21 protein-coding genes and 1 pseudogene are annotated in these 22,603 nt (G+C 73.0%); 12 read left to right on the top strand and 10 right to left on the bottom strand.

Features of this window, described 5'->3' with window-relative positions; genetic code table 11:
- Positions 1-103 precede the first annotated feature (103 nt).
- From ACFU5K_RS23140 to ACFU5K_RS23130, 3 genes are read left to right on the top strand one after another with little or no spacing between them, the layout of a single operon-like run.
- A complete protein-coding gene (locus tag ACFU5K_RS23140; protein ID WP_384064796.1) occupies positions 104-1,114 on the top strand; it encodes a FecCD family ABC transporter permease in 1,011 nt (336 codons plus the stop codon).
- A complete protein-coding gene (locus ACFU5K_RS23135) occupies positions 1,111-2,196 on the top strand; it encodes a FecCD family ABC transporter permease (RefSeq protein WP_384064793.1) in 1,086 nt (361 codons plus the stop codon). The genes ACFU5K_RS23140 and ACFU5K_RS23135 overlap by 4 nt, the downstream gene beginning before the upstream one ends.
- Positions 2,193-3,080, top strand: coding sequence for an ABC transporter ATP-binding protein (locus ACFU5K_RS23130; protein WP_384064791.1), 888 nt, complete (start codon positions 2,193-2,195; stop codon positions 3,078-3,080). Before ACFU5K_RS23135 ends, ACFU5K_RS23130 begins: the two co-directional genes overlap by 4 nt.
- A 186-nt stretch (positions 3,081-3,266) precedes the next feature.
- On the opposite strand, the gene ACFU5K_RS23125 is transcribed toward ACFU5K_RS23130, so the two are convergent.
- Positions 3,267-4,385 (bottom strand): hypothetical protein, encoded by a 1,119-nt coding sequence (locus tag ACFU5K_RS23125; RefSeq protein WP_384064788.1) that lies wholly within the window; start codon positions 4,383-4,385, stop codon positions 3,267-3,269.
- Between the two features lie 64 nt (positions 4,386-4,449).
- Between ACFU5K_RS23125 and ACFU5K_RS23120 the strand changes: the two genes are divergently transcribed.
- Positions 4,450-6,945: a helicase-associated domain-containing protein gene (locus ACFU5K_RS23120; RefSeq protein WP_384064786.1), complete on the top strand. Its 2,496-nt coding sequence runs from the start codon at positions 4,450-4,452 to the stop codon at positions 6,943-6,945.
- A gap of 33 nt (positions 6,946-6,978) precedes the next feature.
- Here ACFU5K_RS23120 and ACFU5K_RS23115 read toward each other — a convergent pair whose 3' ends face one another.
- Positions 6,979-7,776 (bottom strand): uracil-DNA glycosylase, encoded by a 798-nt coding sequence (locus tag ACFU5K_RS23115; protein WP_384064784.1) that lies wholly within the window; start codon positions 7,774-7,776, stop codon positions 6,979-6,981.
- 159 nt (positions 7,777-7,935) lie between these two features.
- Between ACFU5K_RS23115 and ACFU5K_RS23110 the strand changes: the two genes are divergently transcribed.
- A complete protein-coding gene (locus ACFU5K_RS23110; RefSeq protein WP_384064781.1) occupies positions 7,936-9,579 on the top strand; it encodes a DNA repair helicase XPB in 1,644 nt (547 codons plus the stop codon).
- An 18-nt stretch (positions 9,580-9,597) separates the two neighbouring features.
- Here ACFU5K_RS23110 and ACFU5K_RS23105 read toward each other — a convergent pair whose 3' ends face one another.
- A complete protein-coding gene (locus tag ACFU5K_RS23105) occupies positions 9,598-9,789 on the bottom strand; it encodes a hypothetical protein (RefSeq protein ID WP_384064779.1) in 192 nt (63 codons plus the stop codon).
- Positions 9,790-10,174: 385 nt separating this feature from the next.
- Here ACFU5K_RS23105 and ACFU5K_RS23100 point away from each other — a divergent pair, with 385 nt between their 5' ends.
- Positions 10,175-12,235 carry a HelD family protein gene (locus ACFU5K_RS23100; RefSeq protein WP_384064777.1) on the top strand — a complete coding sequence of 687 codons (2,061 nt, stop codon included), beginning with the start codon at positions 10,175-10,177 and terminating at the stop codon, positions 12,233-12,235.
- 123 nt (positions 12,236-12,358) lie between these two features.
- Here ACFU5K_RS23100 and ACFU5K_RS23095 read toward each other — a convergent pair.
- The 5 genes and pseudogenes from ACFU5K_RS23095 to ACFU5K_RS23075 form a co-directional block, all read right to left on the bottom strand.
- Positions 12,359-12,723 (bottom strand): annotated as a pseudogene (locus tag ACFU5K_RS23095) (MMPL family transporter); the annotation flags it as partial.
- Between the two features lie 115 nt (positions 12,724-12,838).
- A complete protein-coding gene (locus ACFU5K_RS23090; protein ID WP_384064774.1) occupies positions 12,839-13,528 on the bottom strand; it encodes a copper homeostasis protein CutC in 690 nt (229 codons plus the stop codon).
- Positions 13,529-13,765: 237 nt separating this feature from the next.
- Positions 13,766-14,626 (bottom strand): biotin-dependent carboxyltransferase family protein, encoded by an 861-nt coding sequence (locus tag ACFU5K_RS23085; protein WP_384064771.1) that lies wholly within the window; start codon positions 14,624-14,626, stop codon positions 13,766-13,768.
- Positions 14,623-15,258, bottom strand: coding sequence for an allophanate hydrolase subunit 1 (locus tag ACFU5K_RS23080; RefSeq protein WP_384064768.1), 636 nt, complete (start codon positions 15,256-15,258; stop codon positions 14,623-14,625). Before ACFU5K_RS23080 ends, ACFU5K_RS23085 begins: the two co-directional genes overlap by 4 nt.
- Positions 15,255-16,004 carry a LamB/YcsF family protein gene (locus ACFU5K_RS23075; RefSeq protein WP_384064832.1) on the bottom strand — a complete coding sequence of 250 codons (750 nt, stop codon included), beginning with the start codon at positions 16,002-16,004 and terminating at the stop codon, positions 15,255-15,257. Before ACFU5K_RS23075 ends, ACFU5K_RS23080 begins: the two co-directional genes overlap by 4 nt.
- 91 nt (positions 16,005-16,095) lie before the next feature.
- On the opposite strand from ACFU5K_RS23075, the gene ACFU5K_RS23070 reads away from it, so the two are divergent.
- A complete protein-coding gene (locus ACFU5K_RS23070; protein ID WP_384064765.1) occupies positions 16,096-16,740 on the top strand; it encodes a hypothetical protein in 645 nt (214 codons plus the stop codon).
- A gap of 98 nt (positions 16,741-16,838) precedes the next feature.
- Positions 16,839-18,068: a Cmx/CmrA family chloramphenicol efflux MFS transporter gene (locus ACFU5K_RS23065; RefSeq protein ID WP_384064829.1), complete on the top strand. Its 1,230-nt coding sequence runs from the start codon at positions 16,839-16,841 to the stop codon at positions 18,066-18,068.
- On the opposite strand, the gene ACFU5K_RS23060 is transcribed toward ACFU5K_RS23065, so the two are convergent.
- Entirely contained in the window at positions 18,019-18,291 is a 273-nt protein-coding gene (locus ACFU5K_RS23060; protein WP_384064762.1) for a DUF4031 domain-containing protein, read from the bottom strand. The genes ACFU5K_RS23065 and ACFU5K_RS23060 overlap by 50 nt on opposite strands.
- Positions 18,288-18,656, bottom strand: coding sequence for a hypothetical protein (locus tag ACFU5K_RS23055; RefSeq protein WP_384064759.1), 369 nt, complete (start codon positions 18,654-18,656; stop codon positions 18,288-18,290). Before ACFU5K_RS23055 ends, ACFU5K_RS23060 begins: the two co-directional genes overlap by 4 nt.
- Positions 18,657-18,755: 99 nt before the next feature.
- Here ACFU5K_RS23055 and ACFU5K_RS23050 point away from each other — a divergent pair, with 99 nt between their 5' ends.
- The 4 genes from ACFU5K_RS23050 (at position 18,756) to ACFU5K_RS23035 (ending at position 22,556) form a co-directional block, all read left to right on the top strand.
- Positions 18,756-19,673 (top strand): MurR/RpiR family transcriptional regulator, encoded by a 918-nt coding sequence (locus tag ACFU5K_RS23050; RefSeq protein WP_384064756.1) that lies wholly within the window; start codon positions 18,756-18,758, stop codon positions 19,671-19,673.
- A 74-nt stretch (positions 19,674-19,747) separates the two neighbouring features.
- Positions 19,748-20,701, top strand: a complete 954-nt coding sequence (gene murQ, locus ACFU5K_RS23045; protein WP_384064754.1) for an N-acetylmuramic acid 6-phosphate etherase — start codon at positions 19,748-19,750, stop codon at positions 20,699-20,701.
- A 32-nt stretch (positions 20,702-20,733) separates the two neighbouring features.
- Positions 20,734-22,248, top strand: coding sequence for a PTS transporter subunit EIIC (locus ACFU5K_RS23040; RefSeq protein WP_384064752.1), 1,515 nt, complete (start codon positions 20,734-20,736; stop codon positions 22,246-22,248).
- Positions 22,249-22,385: 137 nt separating this feature from the next.
- A complete protein-coding gene (locus ACFU5K_RS23035; protein WP_327116081.1) occupies positions 22,386-22,556 on the top strand; it encodes a hydrophobic protein in 171 nt (56 codons plus the stop codon).
- Positions 22,557-22,603 lie beyond the last annotated feature (47 nt).

The raw sequence follows: 22,603 nt of genomic DNA, 5'->3' as shown, positions 1-22,603 counted from the left end.
GGAGGCGCACGGTCCGGGTCCACGGGCTGCACATAGACTTAGCCAAGCCTAACCTTGCAACGTCGTTCCTCCCCTTCCGACCCGCTCCCCCCGATTGGTTCCGATGGCCGCCGCAGCACCCCGCCTGTCCCGACGCGCGCTCGCGATAGCCGTGGCAGTCCTCGCACTCCTGTTGTCCGTCCTGCTCAGCCTGGCCGTGGGGGCGCGGACCATCGCGCCGTCCGCCGTCATGGACGCCCTCCTGCACGGCGGGCACACCGAGGCCGCCGACGTCATCCGGCAGTTGAGGCTGCCACGCACCCTGATCGGCCTGATGGTCGGCGCCGCCCTGGCCCTCGCCGGCACGGTGCTACAGGGCATCACCCGTAACCCCATCGCCGATCCGGGCATCCTCGGTATCAGCCAGGGCGCCTCGGTCGCGGTCGTCCTGGCCATCGCGTACGCCGGAGTCCACACCCTCACCGGCTACGTGTGGTTCGCGTTCGCGGGGGCCGCCCTCGCGTCGGTCGCCGTGTACGCCATCGCCTCCCGGGGGCGCGGCGGCGCGACCCCCGTGAAGCTCGCGCTCGGCGGCGCCGCGATCAACGCGCTGCTGGTGTCCGTGACCATGGCGGTCCTGACCACGAAGGCGTCGGCGCTGGAGGAGTTCCGCTTCTGGCAGGTGGGGTCGATCTCCGGCCGGGAGGCCGAGGTCGCGGAGCGGATCTGGCCGTTCCTGCTCGTCGGCACCGTCCTGGTGGTGTCCGTGGCGCGGGGGCTCGACGCGCTGGCACTGGGCGACGACGTCGCGAAGGGCCTGGGACAGAACGTGGCGGCCGTCCGCGTCGTCGGCGGTATCGGGGCGACCGTGCTCACCGGCGTGGGTGTCGCGGCGGCCGGGCCGATCGCCTTCGTCGGCCTCGCGGTGCCGCACATCGCCCGCGCGATCGTGGGCGGCGGACACCGCTGGGTGCTGCCGATGGCGGCCCTCCTGGGCCCCGTGATGCTCCTCGTCTCCGATGTGGTCGGAAGGGTCCTGCTCCCACCGGGCGAGGTCCCGGCCGGTGTGATGACGGCGCTGATCGGCGTGCCCTTCCTCGTCACCCTCGTACGCCGGAAGGCGGCCCCCGCATGAGCGCGGACACGGCAGTGCCCGTACGCACCCCGGTACGCCCGGCCGGCTACGGCGTCCTGCGGATCGGGAAGCGGGCCCGTTTCCTGGTCCACCGGCGGGCTTCGTTCGTCGCGGCGGCCCTCGTCGTCGTGCTCGCGGCCGTCTGTGTCGCCTACCTCTGCGTCGGCGAGAGCTTCGTCGCACCGGGCGAGGTCGTGAAGGTCGTGCTCGGCCGGCCGTCACCCGACGAACTGGTCGTGGGCACGCTGCGGATGCCCAGGATGGTCGTCGGGCTGCTCGTCGGCGCGGCGTTCGGGATCGCCGGGGCGCTGATCCAGACCGTGGCCCGCAACCCGCTCGCCAGCCCCGACATCATCGGCGTCAGCCAGGGCGCGAGTGCGCTCACGGTCGGCGCCCTGACCTTCGGCCTCACCTCCTACACCGTCCTGCCGTACCTGTCCGTCGTCGGCGGGATCGCGGCCGCGGCGCTGGTGTACGTCTTCGCCTGGCGCGGCGGACTGCACGCCACCCGCTTCGTCCTCATCGGCATCGGCTTCGCGATCGCACTGCGTTCGGTGACGACCCTCTTCCTCACGAAGGGCGACTACCTGGTCGCCCAGCAGGCGCAGATCTGGATGACGGGATCGCTGAACGGCCGCGGCTGGAACGAGGCGGCGCCGATCGGCTGGACGCTGCTGGTCCTGCTGCCCGCCGTGCTGTGGGCGGCGCGGGCGCAGCGCACCGTCTCGATGGACGACGACACCGCGACGGCGCTGGGCGTGCGCCTGGGCCGCGTACGCCTGGGTCTCGTCGCCCTGGGGGTCGTCCTGGCGTCCGTGGCGACGGGGACCGCGGGTCCGGTCGACTTCGTGGCCCTGCTCGCCCCCCAGATCGCCCGTCGGATGACACGTACGGCACAGATCCCGCTGCTGTGCTCGGCGCTGCTCGGCGCTGTGATCGTCGTCTTCGCCGATCTGCTGGCGCGCAGGCTCTTCTCCCCCACCGAACTCCCGGTCGGGGTGCTGACGGCGGCGGTCGGTGCCCCGTACCTGATCTGGCTGATCATCCGCGGCCACCGCGGCCGTAATGGAGGTAACGCATGACCACGACCGGCCACACGGACGCCACGTCCACAGCCACAGCCACGTCCACAGCCACGTCCAGGCTCACGGCGCGATCCCTGACGCTGGCGTACGAGGACCGCACCGTCGTGCGCGAGCTCGACCTGGCGGTTCCCGACGGGCAGGTGACGGTCATCGTCGGCCCCAACGCCTGCGGCAAGTCGACGACCCTGCGTGCGATGGGGCGGCTGCTGAAGCCGGCCGGCGGGGCGGTGCTCCTGGACGGCACGGAACTCTCCCGCATACCGACCCGCACCATCGCCCAGTCGGTGGGGCTGCTTCCGCAGACCCCCGTCGCACCCGAGGCGATCACCGTCTCCGACCTGGTCGCCCGTGGCCGGCAGCCGCACCAGCGGTGGTGGCAGCAGTGGTCCGAGGCGGACGAGCGCGCGGTCGCGGAGGCCATGGAGCGCACGGACGTCACCGCGCTCGGCGACCGGCCGGTGGACGAGCTGTCGGGCGGTCAGCGCCAGCGCGTGTGGATCGCCATGGCACTCGCCCAGGACACGGATCTGCTGCTGCTCGACGAGCCGACGACGTATCTCGACATCGCGCACCAGGTCGAGGTCCTGGACCTGGTGCGGCGGCTCGCCACGCCCGCGTCGGACGGCACCCGGGGCCGCACGGTCGTCACGGTGCTCCACGACCTCAACCAGGCCGCCCGCTACGCCGACCACCTCGTCGCCATGAGGGCGGGCCGGATCGTCGCCGAGGGAAGGCCCGGGGACGTCGTCACGGCCGCACTCGTCCGCGAGGTCTTCGGGCTGGAAGCGGTCGTCGTCCCCGACCCGGTCACGGGCTCTCCGCTCGTCGTGCCCGGCGCGCCGTGGGCTCCCGCTCCGGCCGCCCCGCGGAAGGCGCTCTGAACATGCCTGTGGGGCGCGGTGTCAGGTCCGCGCCCCACAGGGCGTTTCGGGGTCCGTACGCCGTTCCGAGCGCCCTCCCGCAGTTCCCGGCGGGACAGGCCTCAGACGACGGACGTCATGCGCCGTACCGCCTCCCGCGTCAGATCGCGGCCCGGACCGTCGACCGCCCCTCGCCCCCGCCGCCCGTCAGCCCGGCAGCCTCCGCGCGCGCCAGACCAGGTACAGCGCCGACGCCACCGCCGCCACGCGCACCACCACTGGCCAGACGTCCGTCATCGCGTCACCCATGGCGTCCTCCGCGATGGGGGTGCCCCAGCGGCCCTCCATGCGGCCCCACAGCCAGACGAAGGCGCCGGCCACGACCACACCGGGAAGCCCCATCGCGACCCACTTCGCCTCCGCCCGGGAGATCTTGCGCGAGCTGTACGCGAGGAGCCAGCCGCCCGCGAGCGCCAGCCACGAACCCAGCACGGCACCGGCCACCAGCAACGCGGCGGCGAGCAGCAGCAGCGGGTTCGAGAGACGGGGCCTCCTGACCGCGTCCCCGTCCACGGCGACCGGCCTGGGGCGGCGCAGCCGCAGCTTCCCGCGCGGCTCCGGTACGGCCGCCCCGGGCGCGGGCTTCTTCAGGGCCGCCTTCGCCGCCTCGGCGGCCTTCGCTGCCTCCGCTTCCTCCGCTTCCTCCGGGGTGACCGCCACGGGTGGCCCGGTGGGACGGAACAGCTCAGGGCTCTCCAGGCCGCCGACGAACCCCGGCACGTCGGTTCCGGGCGCGACCGGACCCCGCGCACCCTCGCCGAAGGGCCCCGGTTCGATCCGCCACCACTCCGGCTCACCCCCGGGCGGCTCCTGGTCCAGCCCCGCCATGTGCGGCGCGGCCGCGGAGGGCCAGCCAGGAGCCGGAGGCCCCAGAGGCCCCGGCTCCTGGGGAACGGACTCCGCCGGACCCCGCGACGCGCCCTTGCGGAACGCGTCTTTCCGCAGCACTCCCCGCCGCGCTCGCGGCACCGCGACCGGCTTCTCGCCGCCCTCGGCGGCAGCCGTCCTGGGCGGCGGCAACGGCACCGCCCCGTCGGCCGACACGGCTGCGGCCGCGACGAGTTCGTCCGGGGCTCCGAGCCGCCCGAGGATGCGCCGGACCGCTGCGGGAGAGTCCGCACCGTCCGTCCCGCGCTGCCGGTCGATCTCGCCCCGCAGCGTCGACACGAGCCTCATCCGGGCGCCCGACGACAGCTGTTGCTGCTGCGCCAGGTCACCGACCCGGCTGAGAAAGTCGTAGACAAGCTGGTCGCTCTCGATCCCCACGCGATGGTTCTCCCTCTACCCGCCCTGCCCCGACGGTAGCGTTCCAGGGGCTACCGTGGGACGGATGGGGACGACCACACCACCGCGCACGCTCGCCGAAGCTCTGCGCGCACGGGGCGACGAATCGCTGGCAAGGCTTCTGCGCGCCCGCCCCGACCTGCTCAGCCCCGTGCCGAACGACATCACCCAGCTGGCAACACGGGCCGGCACCCGCGCCTCCGTCGTCCGCGCGCTGGAGCACCTCGACCGCTTCGCGCTGCAGACCGCCGAGGCGCTGGCGGTCGCGCCCGACCCTGCTCCGTACGACACGCTGCTCGCCCTGCTCACCGGCGACGGGGCGGACGACGGCGACGGCCGGGACGAAGCGGGCGCCGCGATCACCGCCGCGCTGCCCGCAGCGCTCACCACGCTGCGCGAACAGGCCCTCGTCTGGGGCGAGGACGCCCGCCTGCACCTCGTACGCACCGCGCGCGAACTCCTCGCCCCGTCCCCGCAGCACCCCTCCCCCACCGGGCTCGGGCCGACGGTCGCCGAGGCCACGGCCGGCATGTCACCGGGGCGGCTGCAGGACATCCTGACCGCGGCCGGACTCCCTGCCACCCACGACCCCGTGTCCGCCGTCGCCGCGCTGGCCGGACTCTTCACGGACCGGACGAGAATGGCGGAACTCCTCGACACCGCACCGGTCGAGGCGTTGTCCGTCCTCGACCGGCTGGTGTGGGGCCCGCCGTACGGTGAGGTCACCCCGAACCCCACACCACCGGTCCGGTGGCTGCGCGACCGCGGACTCCTGCTGCCCGTGTCCACGCGCACCGTGGTGCTGCCGCGCGAGGCCGCGCTCCACCTGCGGGCCGGCCGCGCCCACCGCGTGCCCGAGCCGATCGCACCCGAACTCGCCGCGGCGGCCGAACGCGATCCCCAGGCTGTGGACAGAGCGGCGGCCGGCCAGGGCTACCTGGCACTGTCGACGGTCGAGGAGCTGCTGAAGCTCTGGAACAACGGCGGTCCCGCCATCCTGCGGGCGGGCGGCCTGAGCGTGCGCGAACTGAAGCGCGCCGCCACCGCCCTGGACGTCCCCGAGAACACCGCCGCCTTCTGGATCGAACTCACCTACGCGGCGGGCCTGCTGGCCTCCGACGGCGAGACGGACGAGCGGTACGCCCCCACTCCCGCCGCCGACGAATGGCTCGACCTCCCCGCCCAGGACCGCTGGACCCATCTCGCCACCGCCTGGCTCGCCGCCACCCGCACCTCCGGCCTGATCGGCGGCCAGGACGCCAAGGGCAGGGCCCTGTCCGCACTCGGCCCCGACCTGGACCGTTCGGCCGCGCCCGAGGTGCGCCACCGGGTCCTGGAGCTCTTCGCCTCGCTGCCTCCGGGCACGGCACCGGATCCGCAGACCCTGCTGGCCCGGCTCCGCTGGGAGCGGCCGCTGCGGACCTCCAGACCTGGCGGGCCCACCACGGGGACGCAGGCCGCCACCGGGCAGCCCTCCGGCGGCGACGGCACCGATCTGCGGTCGCGCATCGCGCTGTGGACCACCAACGAAGCAGAACTCCTCGGGATCACCGGGCGCGGCGCCCTCTCCTCCCAGGCCCGCGCGCTGCTCGGCGAGGGCCCCGCCGCGGCGGCGGCCCGGCTCGCCCCGCTGCTGCCCGAACCCCTGGACCACGTCCTGCTGCAGGCCGACCTGACCGCCGTCGCCCCCGGCCCGCTGGAACGCCCGCTCGCCGACATGCTCTCGGTGCTCGCCGACATCGAGTCCAAGGGCGGCGCGACGGTCTACCGCTTCACCCCCGGCTCCGTACGCCGTGCGCTCGACGCCGGCCGGGCCGCGTCCGACCTGCACGCGTTCCTGGCCACGCACAGCCGCACCCCGGTGCCCCAGCCGCTGAGCTACCTCATCGACGACGTCGCCCGCCGCCACGGCCACCTCCGGATCGGTGCCGCCTCGGCCTACGTACGCTGCGACGACGAGGCCGTGCTCAACGAGATCCTGGCCGACAAGCGTTCGGCGACCCTGCGGCTGCGCCGCCTCGCCCCGACCGTGCTGGCCGCGCAGGCGGACCCGGGGTCGCTGCTGGAGGGACTGCGCGAGATGGGATACGCCCCCGCCGCGGAGTCCGCCGAGGGCGACGTCCTGATCACCCGGGCAGGCGCCCGCCGCACCCCACCGCGCACGCCTCCCGCACCCGTGCCCGAGGGGCCCCCAGTCCCGGACGCGACCCTGCTGACCGCCGCGGTACGGGCCATCAGGGCCGGTGACTCGGCCGCCAGAGTCGTGCACAGGGACGCACCGGACACGACGGCGTCCGGCTCGCTCCCCCGCACGACACCCGCCGACACGCTCGCCACGGTGCAGGCCGCCGCGATGACCGGCTCGGCCGTGTGGATCGGCTACGTGAACGCAGACGGCGCGGCCAGCCAGCGCGTGATCGCGCCGGTCAAGGTCGAGGGCGGCTTCGTCACGGGCTACGACCACACGGCCGACGAGGTCCGCACCTACCCGCTGCACCGCATCACGGGCGTCGCGGAACTCGCGGACGATCAGTCGACCTGACGTACCGGCGGCACCGCGATGACCCCCTATGCGTCAGCCTCCGGGGCCCGCCGGCCCGATCCCGCCCAGGACGGCGGCCTCCCGAAGTACGTCGGTGAGCATGGGCATGGTGAGTCGCCCCGTGAACGTATTGCGCTGGCTCGCGTGGTAGCTCCCGAGCAGGTGCAGTTCGTGCCCCTGCTCCGTGGCCGGGAGCACGACGTGCGCACCGTGGCCGAACACCGGACGCGGACGGGGAAGCGTCCGGCCGGACTCGGCGAGCGCCGGCAGCAGGGCCTGCCAGCCGAAGGCGCCGAGGACCACGATCGCGCGCAGCCCGGGGCTCAGCAGAATCAGCTCCCTGATCAGCCACGCCCGGCAGGTGTCGCGTTCCCGAGGGGTCGGCTTGTTGGCCGGAGGCGCGCAGTGGACGGGCGAGGTGAGGCGTACGCCACGCAGGACGAGTCCGTCACCGGCGTGCACGGAGGCCGGCTGCGAGGCCAGGCCCACCTCGTGCAGGGCCGCGAAGAGGAAGTCGCCCGTCGCGTCGCCGGTGAACATCCGGCCGGTCCTGTTCCCCCCGTGCGCGGCGGGCGCCAGTCCGACCACCGCCACCGACGCGTCCGCCGGCCCGAAGCCGGGCACGGGCCGCCCCCAGTAGTCCCACTCCCGGAAGGCCGCTCGCTTGACCACTGCGACCTCCTCCCGCCAAGCCACCAGCCGGGGACAGGCGCGGCACTGGATGACCAGGTCGTCCAGTGCCGCGATCCCCGCGGCACGCGGCGCGTGGTGCGCCGGGAACCCGGCGTCATCGGGTCCGGGAACCCGGCCCGGCAGCTCCGTCTCGTCCATCCGCCCACGCTACGGGCCCGACCCGGCCGGGGCCCCCGCTCCCGCACGCCCACCCGGTTACGGCGCGGATGCGGCACACTTGACGTTTGGCCGCTCGCGGCCGTCCCCGCGGCAGATCCCAGCAGCAGGGCAGAAGCGGAACAGAAAGGGCCGACGCGCGTGAACGGACCTCTCATCGTCCAGAGCGACAAGACGCTCCTCCTCGAAGTCGACCACGACCAGGCCGACGCCTGCCGTCGTGCCATCGCCCCCTTCGCCGAGCTGGAGCGTGCGCCCGAGCACATCCACACCTACCGGCTGACCCCGCTCGGCCTGTGGAACGCCCGCGCGGCGGGCCACGACGCCGAGCAGGTCGTCGACGCCCTCGTGGAGTACTCGCGCTACCCGGTGCCGCACGCGCTGCTCGTCGACATCGCCGAGACGATGGCGCGGTACGGCCGTCTCACCCTTTCCAAGCACCCCGTGCACGGTCTGGTGCTGACCTCCAACGACCGGCCCGTGCTGGAGGAGATCCTCCGCTCGAAGAAGGTCCAGCCGCTGGTCGGGGCGCGCCTCGACCCGGACACCGTGGCCGTGCACCCCTCCGAGCGCGGGCAGATCAAGCAGACGCTGCTGAAGCTGGGCTGGCCGGCCGAGGACCTCGCCGGATACGTCGACGGCGAGGCGCACCCGATCGAGCTCGACCAGGACGGCTGGGCGCTCCGCCCCTACCAGAAGCAGGCCGTCGAGGGGTTCTGGCACGGCGGCTCGGGTGTCGTCGTACTGCCCTGTGGTGCGGGCAAGACACTGGTCGGGGCCGGTGCGATGGCCGAGGCCAAGGCGACCACGCTCATCCTGGTCACCAACACCGTCTCGGCCCGGCAGTGGAAGAGCGAGCTGGTGAAGCGGACCTCGCTGACCGAGGACGAGATCGGCGAGTACAGCGGCACGCGCAAGGAGATCCGGCCGGTCACGATCGCCACCTACCAGGTGCTGACGACCCGGCGTAAGGGGATCTACCCGCACCTGGAGCTGTTCGACTCCCGCGACTGGGGGCTCGTGATCTACGACGAGGTGCACCTGCTGCCCGCGCCCGTCTTCAAGTTCACCGCCGACCTCCAGGCCCGCCGCCGCCTCGGGCTCACCGCGACGCTGGTACGGGAGGACGGGCGCGAGTCCGACGTCTTCTCGCTCATCGGCCCCAAGCGGTTCGACGCGCCGTGGAAGGAGATCGAGGCGCAGGGCTACATCGCGCCGGCCGACTGCGTCGAGGTCCGCGTGAACCTCACGGACTCGGAGCGCCTCGCCTACGCGACGGCCGAGGCCGAGGAGAAGTACCGGTTCTGCGCGACGACCGCGACGAAGCGGAAGGTCACCGAGGCACTCGTCCGCAAGCACCAGGGTGAGCAGACGCTCGTCATCGGGCAGTACATCGACCAGCTCGACGAGCTCGGTGAGCACCTGGACGCCCCGGTGATCAAGGGCGAGACGAGCAACGCGCAGCGCGAGAAGCTGTTCAACGCGTTCCGCGAGGGCGAGATCAGCGTGCTGGTCGTGTCGAAGGTCGCGAACTTCTCGATCGACCTGCCCGAGGCGACCGTCGCGATCCAGGTCTCGGGGACGTTCGGCTCCCGTCAGGAGGAGGCACAGCGGCTCGGCCGTGTGCTGCGGCCGAAGGCGGACGGGCACGAGGCCAGGTTCTACTCGGTCGTCGCCCGCGACACGATCGACCAGGACTTCGCGGCGCACCGCCAGCGGTTCCTGGCCGAGCAGGGCTACGCGTACCGGATCGTCGACGCGGACGAGCTGCTCACGGAGAGCTGACGGACGAACGGTGCCGGCTCAGCGGTGGCGGCGGACGACGCCCGCCTCCTCCGCGTACTCGCCGAGGACGGCCACACCGAACGCGGCGCGGACGAAGACCGAGACGGCCCGGACCGCGTCTCCGACGGGGTGCCTGCCATGTTGACCGGTCACCGCGCTCGCGCCGTGCGCGGGGCCGGTCCTGCGTGGGTTCAGATATACGGTGCTCATGTATTCCATGGTGCTCCGCCCGCCCCCGTCCCTGCGTCGGTCTGCGGGCGGAACGGGCGGCGGTCGCCGGTCGGTCCCCGGTCGTACGGGGTCCCCTACGGGGCGGAGGGCGTGCTCCCGACCGGCGGGTGACGCGTTCCTCATATTCGTTCGCCCCCGCAGGCGCCGGTCGATACAATCGCCGGTCTGCCCGCCTCCCGCACCGTGGTACCGGCCCGCCCTTCCGAGCGGCCGGCAGCCGGGGGAGCGCCGCCGACCGGACGGAAACCGGCCGACAACAGCCGCACGCGCCCACCCGCGTGCCTGTTCCTGTGTGTACGTCCCCGAGCGGACAGGGCCGTCGGCCCTGTCCGCCGTCCTGCGTCGAAAAGCCGGAGGCAACACCGTGCCCGCGCACGAAGATTCAAGCAATCCACTGGTCAGGGAGCAGGCGCACCTCGCCGCGTCCCGTGCCGCGCTGCGCGCCATGCGTGAGGACGTGCAGGCGCTCGACATCCGCGACGTCACGGCGAACTGGGTCAACGCCGCCGTCCTGCAGGCCCAGATCGACGACCGCATCAAGGCGCTCGCCGATCTCACCCACACCCCGTTGTTCTTCGGCCGCCTCGACTACCTGCACGTGGTGGGGGCCGACAAGGCCGAGGGCTCGGAGGGGGAGCGGTTCTACATCGGCCGCCGCCACGTCCACGACGCCCACGGCGATCCGATGGTCATCGACTGGCGCGCCCCGGTCTCCCAGCCCTTCTACCAGGCCTCCAGGAACAACCCGCTGGACGTCGACCGCCGCCGCCGCTTCGGTTACACGGGCGGCGCGCTGACCGCGTACGAGGACGAACACCTCACCGACCCGGCGGAGGTGGAGCAGACCAGCAAGCTCCTCCAGGCCGAGATCGAGCGGCCGCGTGTCGGTCCGATGCGTGACATCGTGGCGACGATCCAACCCGAGCAGGACGAGATCGTCCGCAGCGGGCTCGGCGGAACGGTCTGCGTCCAGGGCGGCCCCGGTACCGGTAAGACCGCTGTGGGCCTGCACCGGGTCGCCTTCCTCCTGTACGCGCACCGCGAGCGGCTGGCCCGCACCGGCACCCTCGTCGTCGGCCCGAACCGGTCGTTCCTCCACTACATCGAGCAGGTTCTGCCCGCCCTCGGTGAGCTGGAGGTGAAGCAGGCCACCGTCGAGGATCTGGTGACGGCCCGGGTCGAGGTGCGCGGCACGGACGAGGCCGCGGCGGCCGTGATCAAGGGCGACGCCCGGATGGCGGAGGTGCTGCGGCGCGCGATCCGCTCCCACGTCACTCCTCCCACGGAGTCGGTGATGGTGGTGCGGGGCTCCCGCCGCTGGCGGATCCCGGCGTACGAGATCGGTGAGATGGTCACCGAGCTGATGGCCCGCGACATGCGCTACGGCGCCGCGCACGAAGCCCTTCCGCAGCGCATCGCGCACGCCGTCCTCGTCCGGATGGAGGAGGCGGGCGAGGCACCCGACGACCGGGTGCAGAACGCGGTGGCGCGCAATCCCGCGGTGAAGGCGGCGGTGAAGGCGATCTGGCCGGCGGTCGATCCGGCGAAGCTGGTGCTGCGGCTGCTGACCGACGCGGAGTTCCTGGCCGCCCACGCGGCGGGGGAGCTCACCGACGAGGAGCAGAAGCGGATCCTGATGGAAAAGCCCGCGCGCAGCGTGAAGTCGGCGAGGTGGACGGCGGCGGACGCGGTCCTGATCGACGAGGCCGCCGATCTGGTGGCCCGGACGCACTCGCTGGGACACGTCGTCATCGACGAGGCCCAGGACCTGTCCCCGATGCAGTACCGCGCGGTGGGACGCCGCTGCTCGACCGGTTCGGCGACGGTCCTCGGCGACCTGGCCCAGGGCACGACCCCGTGGTCGACCCAGAGCTGGGAGCAGGCGCTCTTCCATCTGGGCAAGGCGGACGCGGTGGTGGAGGAGCTGACGGCCGGCTTCCGCGTGCCGCGCGAGGTGATCGCCTACGCCTCCCGGCTGCTCCCCGCGATCTCACCCGGCCTCGCCCCGGTCGAGTCGGTGCGGGAGGCACCGGGATCCCTCGCCGTGCGTGAGGTGCCCGACGCGGCGGAGCTGGACGCGGCGGTGATCGCGGCGTGCGAGGAGTCGCTGCGCCACGAGGGCTCGATCGGCCTGATCGCCGCCGACGCCCGCGTCCCGGCCCTCGCGACCGCCCTCGCCGAGGCGGGCCACGTCTGCCTCTCCCCCGGTGAGGAGGCGACTGCGGACTCCCGCCTGACCCTGGTCCCCGCCTCGCTGGCCAAGGGCCTGGAGTACGACTACGTCGTCCTCGACGAGCCGGCGGCGGTGGTCGACGGCGAACCCGACGAACGCACGGGCCTGCGCCGCCTGTACGTCGCCCTCACCCGAGCCGTCTCCGGACTCGTGGTCCTGCACGCGGCACCGCTGCCGGAACAGCTCGGCTGAGGGCCGTATCCCGACGGAGTCACAGGCTTGAGCGCGTACGACAACAGGGCCTCCCGGTCTCGCTCGGTGCGATTCGCATCTCCGGACTATCGAGAGACCCTGCCCTCGGTCCGTCGTTCAAGAATTCGTCACGGACAGCACGTCCGGCAGTTTCTGGAGGCTGCCGACGACCGTCGGCATCTGGCTGCTCAGCGCGGTGAGCGAGCCGTCCGAGTCGTGCACCACCACGTTGCTGCTGTAGCCGCCGGCCGAGGGGCGTGGGCCTCCAGCACGTCGAGGCCGTCCTGCGACTGCGTTCCGGAGAGGGAGAAGTCGTCGGAGTAGTCGCCCCCGTAGGCGTGGTGCAGGACCTGGAGGGCTGCGAGCGCGGCCAGCCACAGGACGATGACGATCACGAAGTGGCGTGCGCACCAGGCCCCGGTCCTGTGCAGCGTCCCCGGACGGCGCCGCGCCGTGCCGGATCCACGATCGGGCTGCGGCAATGGCATGTGAACTCCGCGGCTGGTCAGGACACCTCAGGGAGTTCAGCTTGAATCGGCCCCCCGCCCCCGGCACTCCGGGGTGGGGGAACGGGTGACACCGGATCGGTCCGTCCGGGAGCCGTCAGGCGTCGAGCGCCTCGCGCCATTCCCGTACCGCCGCCGCGTCCACCGGGCCGTCCCAGCCGTCCGGTCGTGCGGCGCCCCCGATGTGGAAGGCCTCGACGCCCGCCTCTCGCAGGCGGGCCAGGTGTTCCAGGCGCAGGCCGCCGCCGACCATGATCTGCGGCTCGTAGCCGGGCAGGTCCGACCGGCCCGCCTCGGCCAGCAGGACGTCCATGCCCGCGTCGACCCCGCTCGGCGAACCGGCGGTGAGGTACGTGTCCAGGCCCGGCAGGTCCGCGAGGTGCTTGCGCAGCCCGTCGCGGTCCGCCGCGCGGTCGATGGCACGGTGAAAGGTCCAGAAACAGCCGTTGAGTTCGGCGACGATCCGCTCGACGGCGACCAGGTCGACGTGCCCGTCCTGGTCGAGGAAGCCGAGGACGAACTCCTCGGCACCCGCCGCGCGCATCGCGCGGGCCTTCTCCACGAGGACGTCGACATCACCGGCGGCGAATCCGTCGGCCACCCTGAGCATGACGCGCAGTGGGATGTCGACCGCGGCCCTGATCGCCGCGAAGGTCTCAAGGGAGGGTGTGAGGCCGTCGGCCGCCATGTCCGTGACCAGTTCGAGGCGGTCCGCACCACCCGTCTGCGCAGCGACCGCGTCCTCGGCGTCGAGGGCGATCACCTCCAGGACTGCACGGTTGCTCATGGTGTTCCATTCCCTCGGAGTCGGAGCGGCTGCGGGCTACAGGTCTAGTCCAATAACCAGACTACGGGTCAGCCACCCGGCGGCGCAGCTCCCCATGTGAACGCAAGCGTGAAGATACGCGAGAGAGAGACGGCATCCGCGGAGCCGACGCGCCGCGGCCACCCGCTCCCGGGGCAAGAGCGGGGCCGGGCTCACCGGTCACCCCCCGGCGGCCGGCGCCCGCGTCCCGGTTCCCAGTCACGCGCGTACGAACCGCACCGGTGTCCCGGGGACCGCCTGCGCCGCCCCCGCCAGCGCCGCTTCCGCGACCACGCCGACGACCGGGTAACCCCCCGTCGTCGGATGGTCGTTGAGGAACACCACGGGCCGCCCGTCCGGCGGCACCTGGACGGCACCCAGCACCATCCCCTCGCTGGGGAGTTCGCCGTCCCGCGCGCGCCGCAGGGGTGGGCCCTCCAGGCGTAGCCCGATGCGGTTGCCGCGCTCCGACACGCGGTAGGCGGCCGTGGTGAGCGTGCGCAGGGCCGGCCCCGTGAACCAGTCGTCGCGCGGGCCCGGATGCAGCGGCAGGACGAGTTCGGCGGGGACACCGGGCCACGGCACCGTGTCGGCGGCCGGCGCGTCGCGCGGGGAACCGAGCGGCAGGACGTCACCCTCGCTCAGGACCGGCGGTCCGAGCCCCGAGAGCAGGTCGGTGGATCTGCTGCCGAGCACGGGTTCCGGCACCAGCCCGCCGGCGAACGCCAGGTAGGTCCGCAGCCCGTGGAGCGCGGGCCCCGCCTCCAGCACCGCGCCCTCGGGTACGCGCACCGGCGCGCCCCAGGCGGCGGGGCGGCCGTCCACCGTGACGGCGCAGCCCGCCCCGCCGACGACGGCGAGCACCGACCGCGCGCCCGACGGCCGGACCGCGCACCCCGTGAGCGTGGTCTCCAGCACCGCCGCCGCAGGGGTGTTGCCGACGAGCCTGTTGGCCAGCCGCCGGGCGGGCCCGTCCAGTGCCCCGGCCCGGGGCACTCCAAGGTGCGCCCAGCCGGTACGGCCCTCGTCCTGCACCGTGGTCAGCGCACCCGCCCGCACCACTTCGAGTCCCGCGCTCATCCGCGCGTCCCGGCCGCCACGAAGCGCACCCGGGCCCCCGGCAGGAGCAGCGCCGCCGGTTCGCGCCCCGGGTCCCAGAGCGCCTCCGGTTCCGGCATCCGGCCGATGAGCTGCCAGCCGCCGGGCGACGGGCGCGGATACACCCCGGTGTACGGCCCGGCGAGGGCCAGCGCCCCGGCCGGTACCCGGGTGCGGGGTGTGGCGCGGCGCGGGACGGCCAGGTGACCGGGCAGCCCCGTGAGGTAACCGAAGCCCGGCGCGAAACCACAGAAGGCGACCCGGAATTGCGTGCCCGCATGGATGCGCGGCACCTCCTCGACAGCCACGCCCCAGGCGTCGGCCACGTCGGCGAGGTCCGGACCGTCGTAGACGACGGGTATCTCGACGGCCCCGGCGGCGCTCCGGTGCAGCGGGGGCACGGTCCACGAGCGCAGCCGCCCGGCCAGGTGCGGGTCGTCGACCCCGTCCAGGAGCACGGTCCGCGCGCCGGGGACGATCTCGCGTACGTCGGGGAGCTCCCCTGCGGCCCGGCGGCGCAGCAGTTCCGCGTGGAAGGCCTCCGCGTCCTCGCCGGAGGCGAGTTCCAGGAGCAGGGCGCGGGGGCCGGCGGCCAGTACCCGGACGCCGCTCACGCGAACGCCTGGACGGGGATGCCCGCCTCTTCCAGCGCCGCCCTGACCCGCCGGGCGAGCGCCGCCGCCCCGGGGGTGTCCCCGTGGACGCACAGCGACCGTGCCGCGACCGCTATGCGGCTGCCGTCCACACCGGTGACGGCCCGCTCCACGGCCATGCCGACACTCCGGCGCACCACCTCGTCGGCGTCGTGCACCACGGCGCCCGCCTCGCCCCGCGGGACGAGCGTGCCCTGCGGGGTGTACGCGCGATCGGCGAAGGCCTCCGGGACTGCGGTCAGGCCCGCCGCCCCGGCGTGCGCGAGCAGCCGTGAGCCCGGCAGTCCGAGCACCGCCGGGGAACCGCCCGCGAGCACCACGCCCGCGACGACGGCGGCTGCCTGGGTGTCGTCCCGGACGACGCGGTTGTAGAGGGCGCCGTGCGGTTTGACGTACGACACCGAGGAGCCGGCCGCTTCCGCGAAGACCCGCAGGGCGCCGATCTGGTAGGCGATCTCGGCGGTGAGCTCGTCCGCGGGCACGTCCATGGAGCGTCGCCCGAATCCGGCCAGGTCGCGGTAGGAGACCTGGGCGCCGATGCGGACGCCCCGCTCGGCCGCCGTGTCGCAGACCCGCCGCATCACGGACGCGTCACCCGCGTGGAAGCCGCAGGCCACATTGGCGCTGGTGACGCACGTCAGCAGCGCCTCGTCCTCGGTGAGGGTCCACCGGCCGAAGCCCTCGCCCAGGTCCGCGTTGAGGTCGATGGGACGCGTGGGTTCCGCCGGTTCCGTCACGGCCGCACGCTAGCGACCGGCCGCCCCGCGCGACAAGGTCCGGCCGCTCTACAGTCGCCGTATGACCGACGTCACCGCGCTCCGCACCCGCTGGCAGGACGCCCTCGTCGCCGTCCGGGGCGCCGCTCCCGGCCCCGACCCCCTGCCGTACGCCGACAACCTCCTGGGCCGCTGGGCGGAGCCCCAGCGGCGCTACCACACCATCGCCCACCTGACGCAGGTCCTGGACCGGGTCGACGCCCTGGCCGGCCACGCCGCCGACCCGGATGTGGTGCGCCTCGCCGTCTGGTTCCACGACGCGGTCTACCGGCCCGACCGCACCGAGAACGAGGAACGCAGCGCGGCCCTCGCCGAGCGCGCCCTGCCCGAGGCCGGGCTCCCGGACGCGGCGACGGCGGAGGTCGCCCGGCTGGTCCGGCTCACGGTCACGCACGACCCGGCCCCGGGTGACACGAACGGCGAGGCACTGTGCGACGCGGACCTTGCGATCCTGGCGGCGGCCCCCAAGGAGTACGCGGCGTACGCGGCCCAGGTCCGGGAGGAGTACGGCTTCGTCCCGGACGAGGCGTTCCGCGAGGGGCGGGCCGCCGTCCTGCGGCAGCTCCTGGGGCTGCCCCGGCTGTTCCGCACTCCCCTCGGGTCCGCGGAGTGGGAGCCGAGGGCCCGGCAGAACCTGACGACCGAACTGGAGCTGCTCACGCGTTGAGGCGCGGGCGCCTGCCCACCCAACGGGACGGGGGAATGCCAGGGACGAGAACACTGTTGGCCACTGTCATGCCCGAATCAGCCTCCAGCCGCCCCCGCATGCCCATGGCCGTCTACATCCTCGGCCTCTCGGTGTTCGCGCTCGGCACCAGCGAGTTCATGCTGTCCGGGCTGCTGCCGCCCATCGCCGACGACATGAACGTGTCGATCCCGAAGGCCGGACTCCTCATATCCGCCTTCGCGATAGGCATGGTGGTCGGCGCCCCTCTGCTGGCAGTCGCCACGCTGCGGCTGCCACGCCGGACGACCCTCGTCGCGCTCATCTCGGTCTTCGGACTGGGCCAGATCGCGGGCGCCCTGGCACCGACGTACGAGGTGCTGTTCCTCTCCAGGGTGGTGAGCGCGCTGGCGTGCGCCGGTTTCTGGGCGGTGGGCGCGGCGGTGGCGATCGCGATGGTGCCGGTGAACGCGCGCGCCAGAGCGATGGCCGTGATGATCGGCGGGCTGTCGATCGCCAACGTGCTGGGCGTGCCGCTGGGCGCGTTCCTCGGGGAGAGTCTCGGCTGGCGGTCGGCGTTCTGGGCGGTGGGCGCCGCGTCCGCCGTCGCCCTGGCCGGTGTCGTGACCCGTATCCCGCGCATTCCGTTGCCGGACGAGAAGTCGCAGCTCAGGCGCGAGGTCGCGATCTACCGGGACCGTCAGGTGTGGCTGTCGATCGTGATCACGGCCCTCGCGGCGGGAGGCGTGTTCTGCGCGTTCAGCTACCTCGCGCCGCTCCTGACGGATGTGGCGGGGCTCAGCTCGGGCTGGGTGCCGTGGGTGCTCGCCCTGTTCGGTGTCGGCGCGCTGATCGGCACGACGATCGGCGGCCGTGTCGCCGACGCCCACCTCTTCGGTGTGCTGCTCAGCGGGATCTCCGCCTCGACGGTCTTCCTGGCGGCGCTCGCCCTGTTCGCGTCGAACCAGGTCGCCGTGGTCGTCCTCGCGTTCCTGCTGGGCCTGTCGGCGTTCTACACGGCCCCGGCGCTCAACGCCCGGATGTTCAACGTGGCCGGTGTCGCGCCCACGCTCGCGGGGGCGACGACCACGGCGGCGTTCAACCTGGGCAACACGAGCGGGCCGTGGCTGGGCGGCACGGTGATCGACGCCGACTTCGGGTTCCGCGCCACGGCCTGGACGGGTGCCGCGATGCTGGTGGTCGGGTTGGTGACCGTGGTGGTCTCGATGCGGCTCCACAGCGGCACGCCCTCCCGGCGGATCGCGGGCGCACGAGCACAGCTCAGCTCGGAGCAGGCCGCCCCTTCGGCCTGCGCAGACCCGCTTCGGTGATCCGGCGCACGATCTCCTTCGACCCGACCTCCCGCGCACCGGCTCGCACCGCGTCCGCGTAGTGAGCCTCGGGCACGTCGTAGTGGTCACGCTCGAACGCGCGCGGCGGGCAGCCGATCGCGGCGGCGAACTCGTGCAGTTCCTCGAACGACACATCGCTGACCAGGTGCGACCAGAGCCGCCCGTGCCCCGGCCAGGTCGGCGGGTCGATGTAGACCGTCACCGGCCGAGCACCTTGGCGAGCCTGCCCACCGGTGCGACGGACACGGTCGCCTTCGTGCAGACCCAGTGCGGATCGGGACCGAGCTCGGGCTCGACGTCCAGCGCGTGCGGTTCCTCGCCCGTGCACACCGGGCACAGCGGCCAACGGCCGTGATCTTCGAGGAGTGCGTCCTGGACGTCCTGGGCCACCAGCCCGGTGACGAACGACGCCCCCTCGGGCCACTGCTCCACCCACCAGCGCCGGTGGGTCACCGCGTCCTCGACCATCGAGACCATCTGCGCCTCGGCGACGTCACCGGCGACCAGATCGGCCATCACGAGCGCACGCGCCGTGTGCAGCTCCTGCTCCAGGCTGTTCAACTCCATGGACCCATTGTCCCCCGCCGCGCAAACCTGACCTTGATCCCTCCGGAGCGGGTAAAAAGAGGGGTTGACGGGATTCCGTCCTGAAAATATCTTTCAAATGTGACCCATGATGTGAAGGAAAGTTTCACCGGCGAATCTCCGCCCGCGCCCGCGGCCCTCGCGGCCAAGGTGCGGACCCTCGCCCCGTCCATGACCCGCTCCATGCAGCGGGTCGCCGAAGCCGTCGCGGGGGACCCCGCCGGGTGCGCCGCCCTCACCGTCACCGGTCTCGCCGAGCTCACCGGCACCAGTGAGGCCACCGTCGTCCGCACGGCCCGCCTCCTCGGCTACCCCGGATACCGGGACCTGCGCCTGGCGCTCGCCGGGCTCGCCGCCCACCAGCAGTCCGGCCGGGCGCCCGCCGTCACGGCCGACATCGCGGTCGACGACCCCATCGCGGACGTCGTCACGAAGCTCGCCTACGACGAGCAGCAGACCCTCGCGGACACGGCGGCCGGTCTCGACACCGTGCAGCTCGGTGCGGCCGTCGCCGCCGCCGCCACCGCCCGCCGCATCGACATCTACGGCATCGGGGCGTCCTCGCTCGTCGGCCAGGACCTGGCCCAGAAGCTGCTGCGCATCGGCCTGATAGCCCACGCCCACATGGACCCGCACCTCGCCGTGACCAACGCGGTGCAGCTCCGCTCCGGCGACGTGGCCATCGCGATCACGCACTCCGGATCCACGGGCGACGTCATCGAGCCGCTCCGCGTGGCCTTCGACCGCGGTGCCACCACGATCGCGATCACCGGCCGCCCCGACGGACCCGTCTCGCAGTACGCGGACCACGTGCTGACCACCTCCACCGCGCGCGAGAGCGAGCTACGGCCCGCCGCCATGTCGAGCCGCACGAGCCAACTACTGGTCGTGGACTGCCTCTTCATAGGCGTCGCCCAGCGCACCTACGAGACGGCCGCGCCCGCACTGTCCGCCTCGTACGAGGCGCTCGCCCACCGCCACACCCCGCGCAGCCGCTGACCGGGCCACACCCGCACGCGCCCCCGCACCCGCACGCTCCCCCGCACGAGAACGAGAAAGCAGAGCCGCTGTCCATGACCTCCACCACCGACGCCGCCGCCGACGGCTACGGCGAACTGCGTGCACAGCTCGCCACCCTCACCACCGAGGCGTTCCGTCCGGAGCTCGCCGACATCGACCAGCTCCCGACGCAGGAGATAGCCCGCATCATGAACGGCGAGGACACCACCGTCCCCGCCGCGGTCGCCGAGAAGCTCCCGCAGATCGCCGCCGCGATCGACGCCACCGCCGAGCGCATGGGGCGCGGCGGCCGGCTGATCTACGCGGGCGCCGGCACCGCGGGCCGCCTCGGTGTGCTGGACGCCAGCGAGTGCCCGCCCACCTTCAACACCGACCCGTCCGAGGTCATCGGCCTGATCGCGGGCGGCCCCTCCGCCATGGTCAAGGCCGTCGAGGGCGCAGAGGACAGCAAGGAGCTGGCCGCCGCCGACCTCGACGCGCTGGGCCTCACCGCCGACGACACGGTGGTCGGGATCTCCGCGTCCGGCCGCACGCCCTACGCCATCGGCGCCGTCGAGCACGCCCGCGGAAAGGGCGCGCTCACCCTCGGTCTCTCCTGCAACGCTGACTCGGCGCTCGCCGCGGCCGCCGAGCACGGCCTGGAGATCGTCGTCGGCCCCGAACTGCTCACCGGCTCCACCCGCCTCAAGGCGGGCACCGCGCAGAAGCTCGTCCTCAACATGCTCTCGACCATCACGATGATCCGGCTCGGCAAGACGTACGGGAATCTGATGGTCGACGTACGCGCGTCGAACGAGAAGCTGCGCGCCCGCTCCCGCCGGATCGTCTCCCTGGCCACCGGCGCCTCCGACGAGGAGATCGAAGTGGCGCTCGCCGCCACCGGCGGCGAGGTGAAGAACGCCATCCTCACCATCCTCGGCGAGGTCGACGGCCCCACCTCCGCCACGCTCCTGGCCGAGTCGGACGGCCACCTCCGCGCCGCCCTCGCGGCCGTCCGCACCACCTGACGCACCACTTCCCCGCACAGCAAGGCACCACCATGACCACTGAAGACAAGAACCGCGCCACAGCCGCCGCGATCCTGCCGCTCGTCGGTGGCGCTGCGAACGTCAGCTCGATCGCCCACTGCATGACCCGGCTCCGGCTGGGTCTGCACGACCGTTCCCTCGTCGACGACGAGGCCCTGAAGGCTGTCCCCGCAGTCATGGGCGTGGTCGAGGACGACACCTACCAGATCGTCCTCGGCCCGGGCACGGTCGCCCGGGTCACACCGGAGTTCGAGCAACTGGTCGAGGAGGGCCGCGCCTCCGGGGCGCCCGCCGTCCACACGGCCGAGGAGCTGGCGGACAAGGGTGCGGCGCTCAAGGCGCAGCAGAAGGCCAAGAACGCCACCCCGTTCAAGATGTTCCTGCGCAAGATCGCGAACATCTTCGTCCCACTGATCCCCGCCCTGATCGGCTGCGGCATCATCGCCGGGCTCAACGGCCTGCTGGTGAACCTCGGGTGGCTGCCGTCCGTCACCCCCGCCCTGGCGGCGATGGCCTCCGGTTTCATGGCACTGATCGCGGTCTTCGTCGGCTACAACACGGCGAAGGAGTTCGGCGGCACGCCGATCCTCGGCGGCGCGGTCGCGGCGATCATCGTCTTCCCCGGTGTGGCGAACATCCACGCCTTCGGCCAGACCCTCTCCCCCGGCCAGGGCGGTGTGCTGGGCGCGCTCGGCGCGGCGGTCCTCGCGGTGTACGTCGAGAAGTGGTGCCGCCGCTGGGTACCGGAAGCCCTGGACGTCCTCGTCACTCCGACGCTCACGGTGCTGATCTCAGGCCTCGTCACGATCTTCGGCCTGATGTACGTCGCCGGTGAGGTGTCCACCGCCATCGGCACGTTCGCCGACTGGCTGCTCTCCACGGGTGGCGCCGGCGCGGGCTTCCTGCTGGGCGGTCTCTTCCTGCCGCTGGTGATGCTGGGCCTGCACCAGGCCCTGATCCCGATCCACACCACGCTGATCGAGCAGCAGGGCTTCACCGTCCTGCTCCCGATCCTCGCGATGGCCGGTGCCGGCCAGGTCGGCGCGGCTGCCGCGGTCTACCTCCGCCTGCCCCGCAACGAGTCGATCCGCCGGACCATCAGGTCGGCCCTCCCGGCGGGCCTGCTGGGCGTCGGCGAGCCTCTGATCTACGGCGTCTCACTGCCCCTGGGCCGTCCGTTCATCACCGCCTGTGTCGGCGGCGCGTTCGGCGGCGGCTTCGTGGGCCTGTTCAACCAGCTCGGCGACTCCGTCGGCTCCACGGCCATCGGCCCGTCCGGCTGGGCGCTGTTCCCGCTCCTGGACGGAAACCACGGCCTCGGCTCCACGATCGCGATCTACGCGGGCGGCCTGCTGGTCGGTTACGTCGCGGGCTTCGTGGCGACGTACTTCTTCGGCTTCAGCAAGTCCCTGCTCGCGGAGTTCAACGTCTCCCAGGAGCCGGCCCCGTCGACCGTCGCGGCCACCGGCAAGGGCACGGCGACCGGTGCGGGCGACAGCCCGGCGAAGGAACCCGCCGGAGTCTGAGCACCCCTTCCGCACAGAACCGGCAGGGGCGCCCGGAACTCCGGTGCCCACGAGAAGTGCCAAAGATTATTTCCGTACGAACATCTGTGTGTGGGCAACGGGTTGCCGGGCACCAGATGCCTCGGAGGTTGATAACAATGGTTCCCCTGCTTCTCGTTCTTCTTCTCGCCCTGATCCTTTTCGGTGCCGGTTTCGCCCTCAAGGCACTGTGGTGGATCGCGGTGATCGTACTTGTGGTGTGGCTCGTCGGATTCTTCGTCCGACCGGCTTCCGGCGGCGGCAAGCGTGGCCGCTGGTACCGCTGGTAGACGCCTTCTACCAGCACTGACGCGGGTGGCGCGGGACCTTCTGGTCC

It is taken from the genome of Streptomyces sp. NPDC057428 (genome assembly GCF_042803195.1).
In the GTDB taxonomy this organism is placed as follows: Bacteria; Actinomycetota; Actinomycetes; order Streptomycetales; family Streptomycetaceae; genus Streptomyces.
This window is presented reverse-complemented; position numbering and strand designations above follow the sequence as displayed.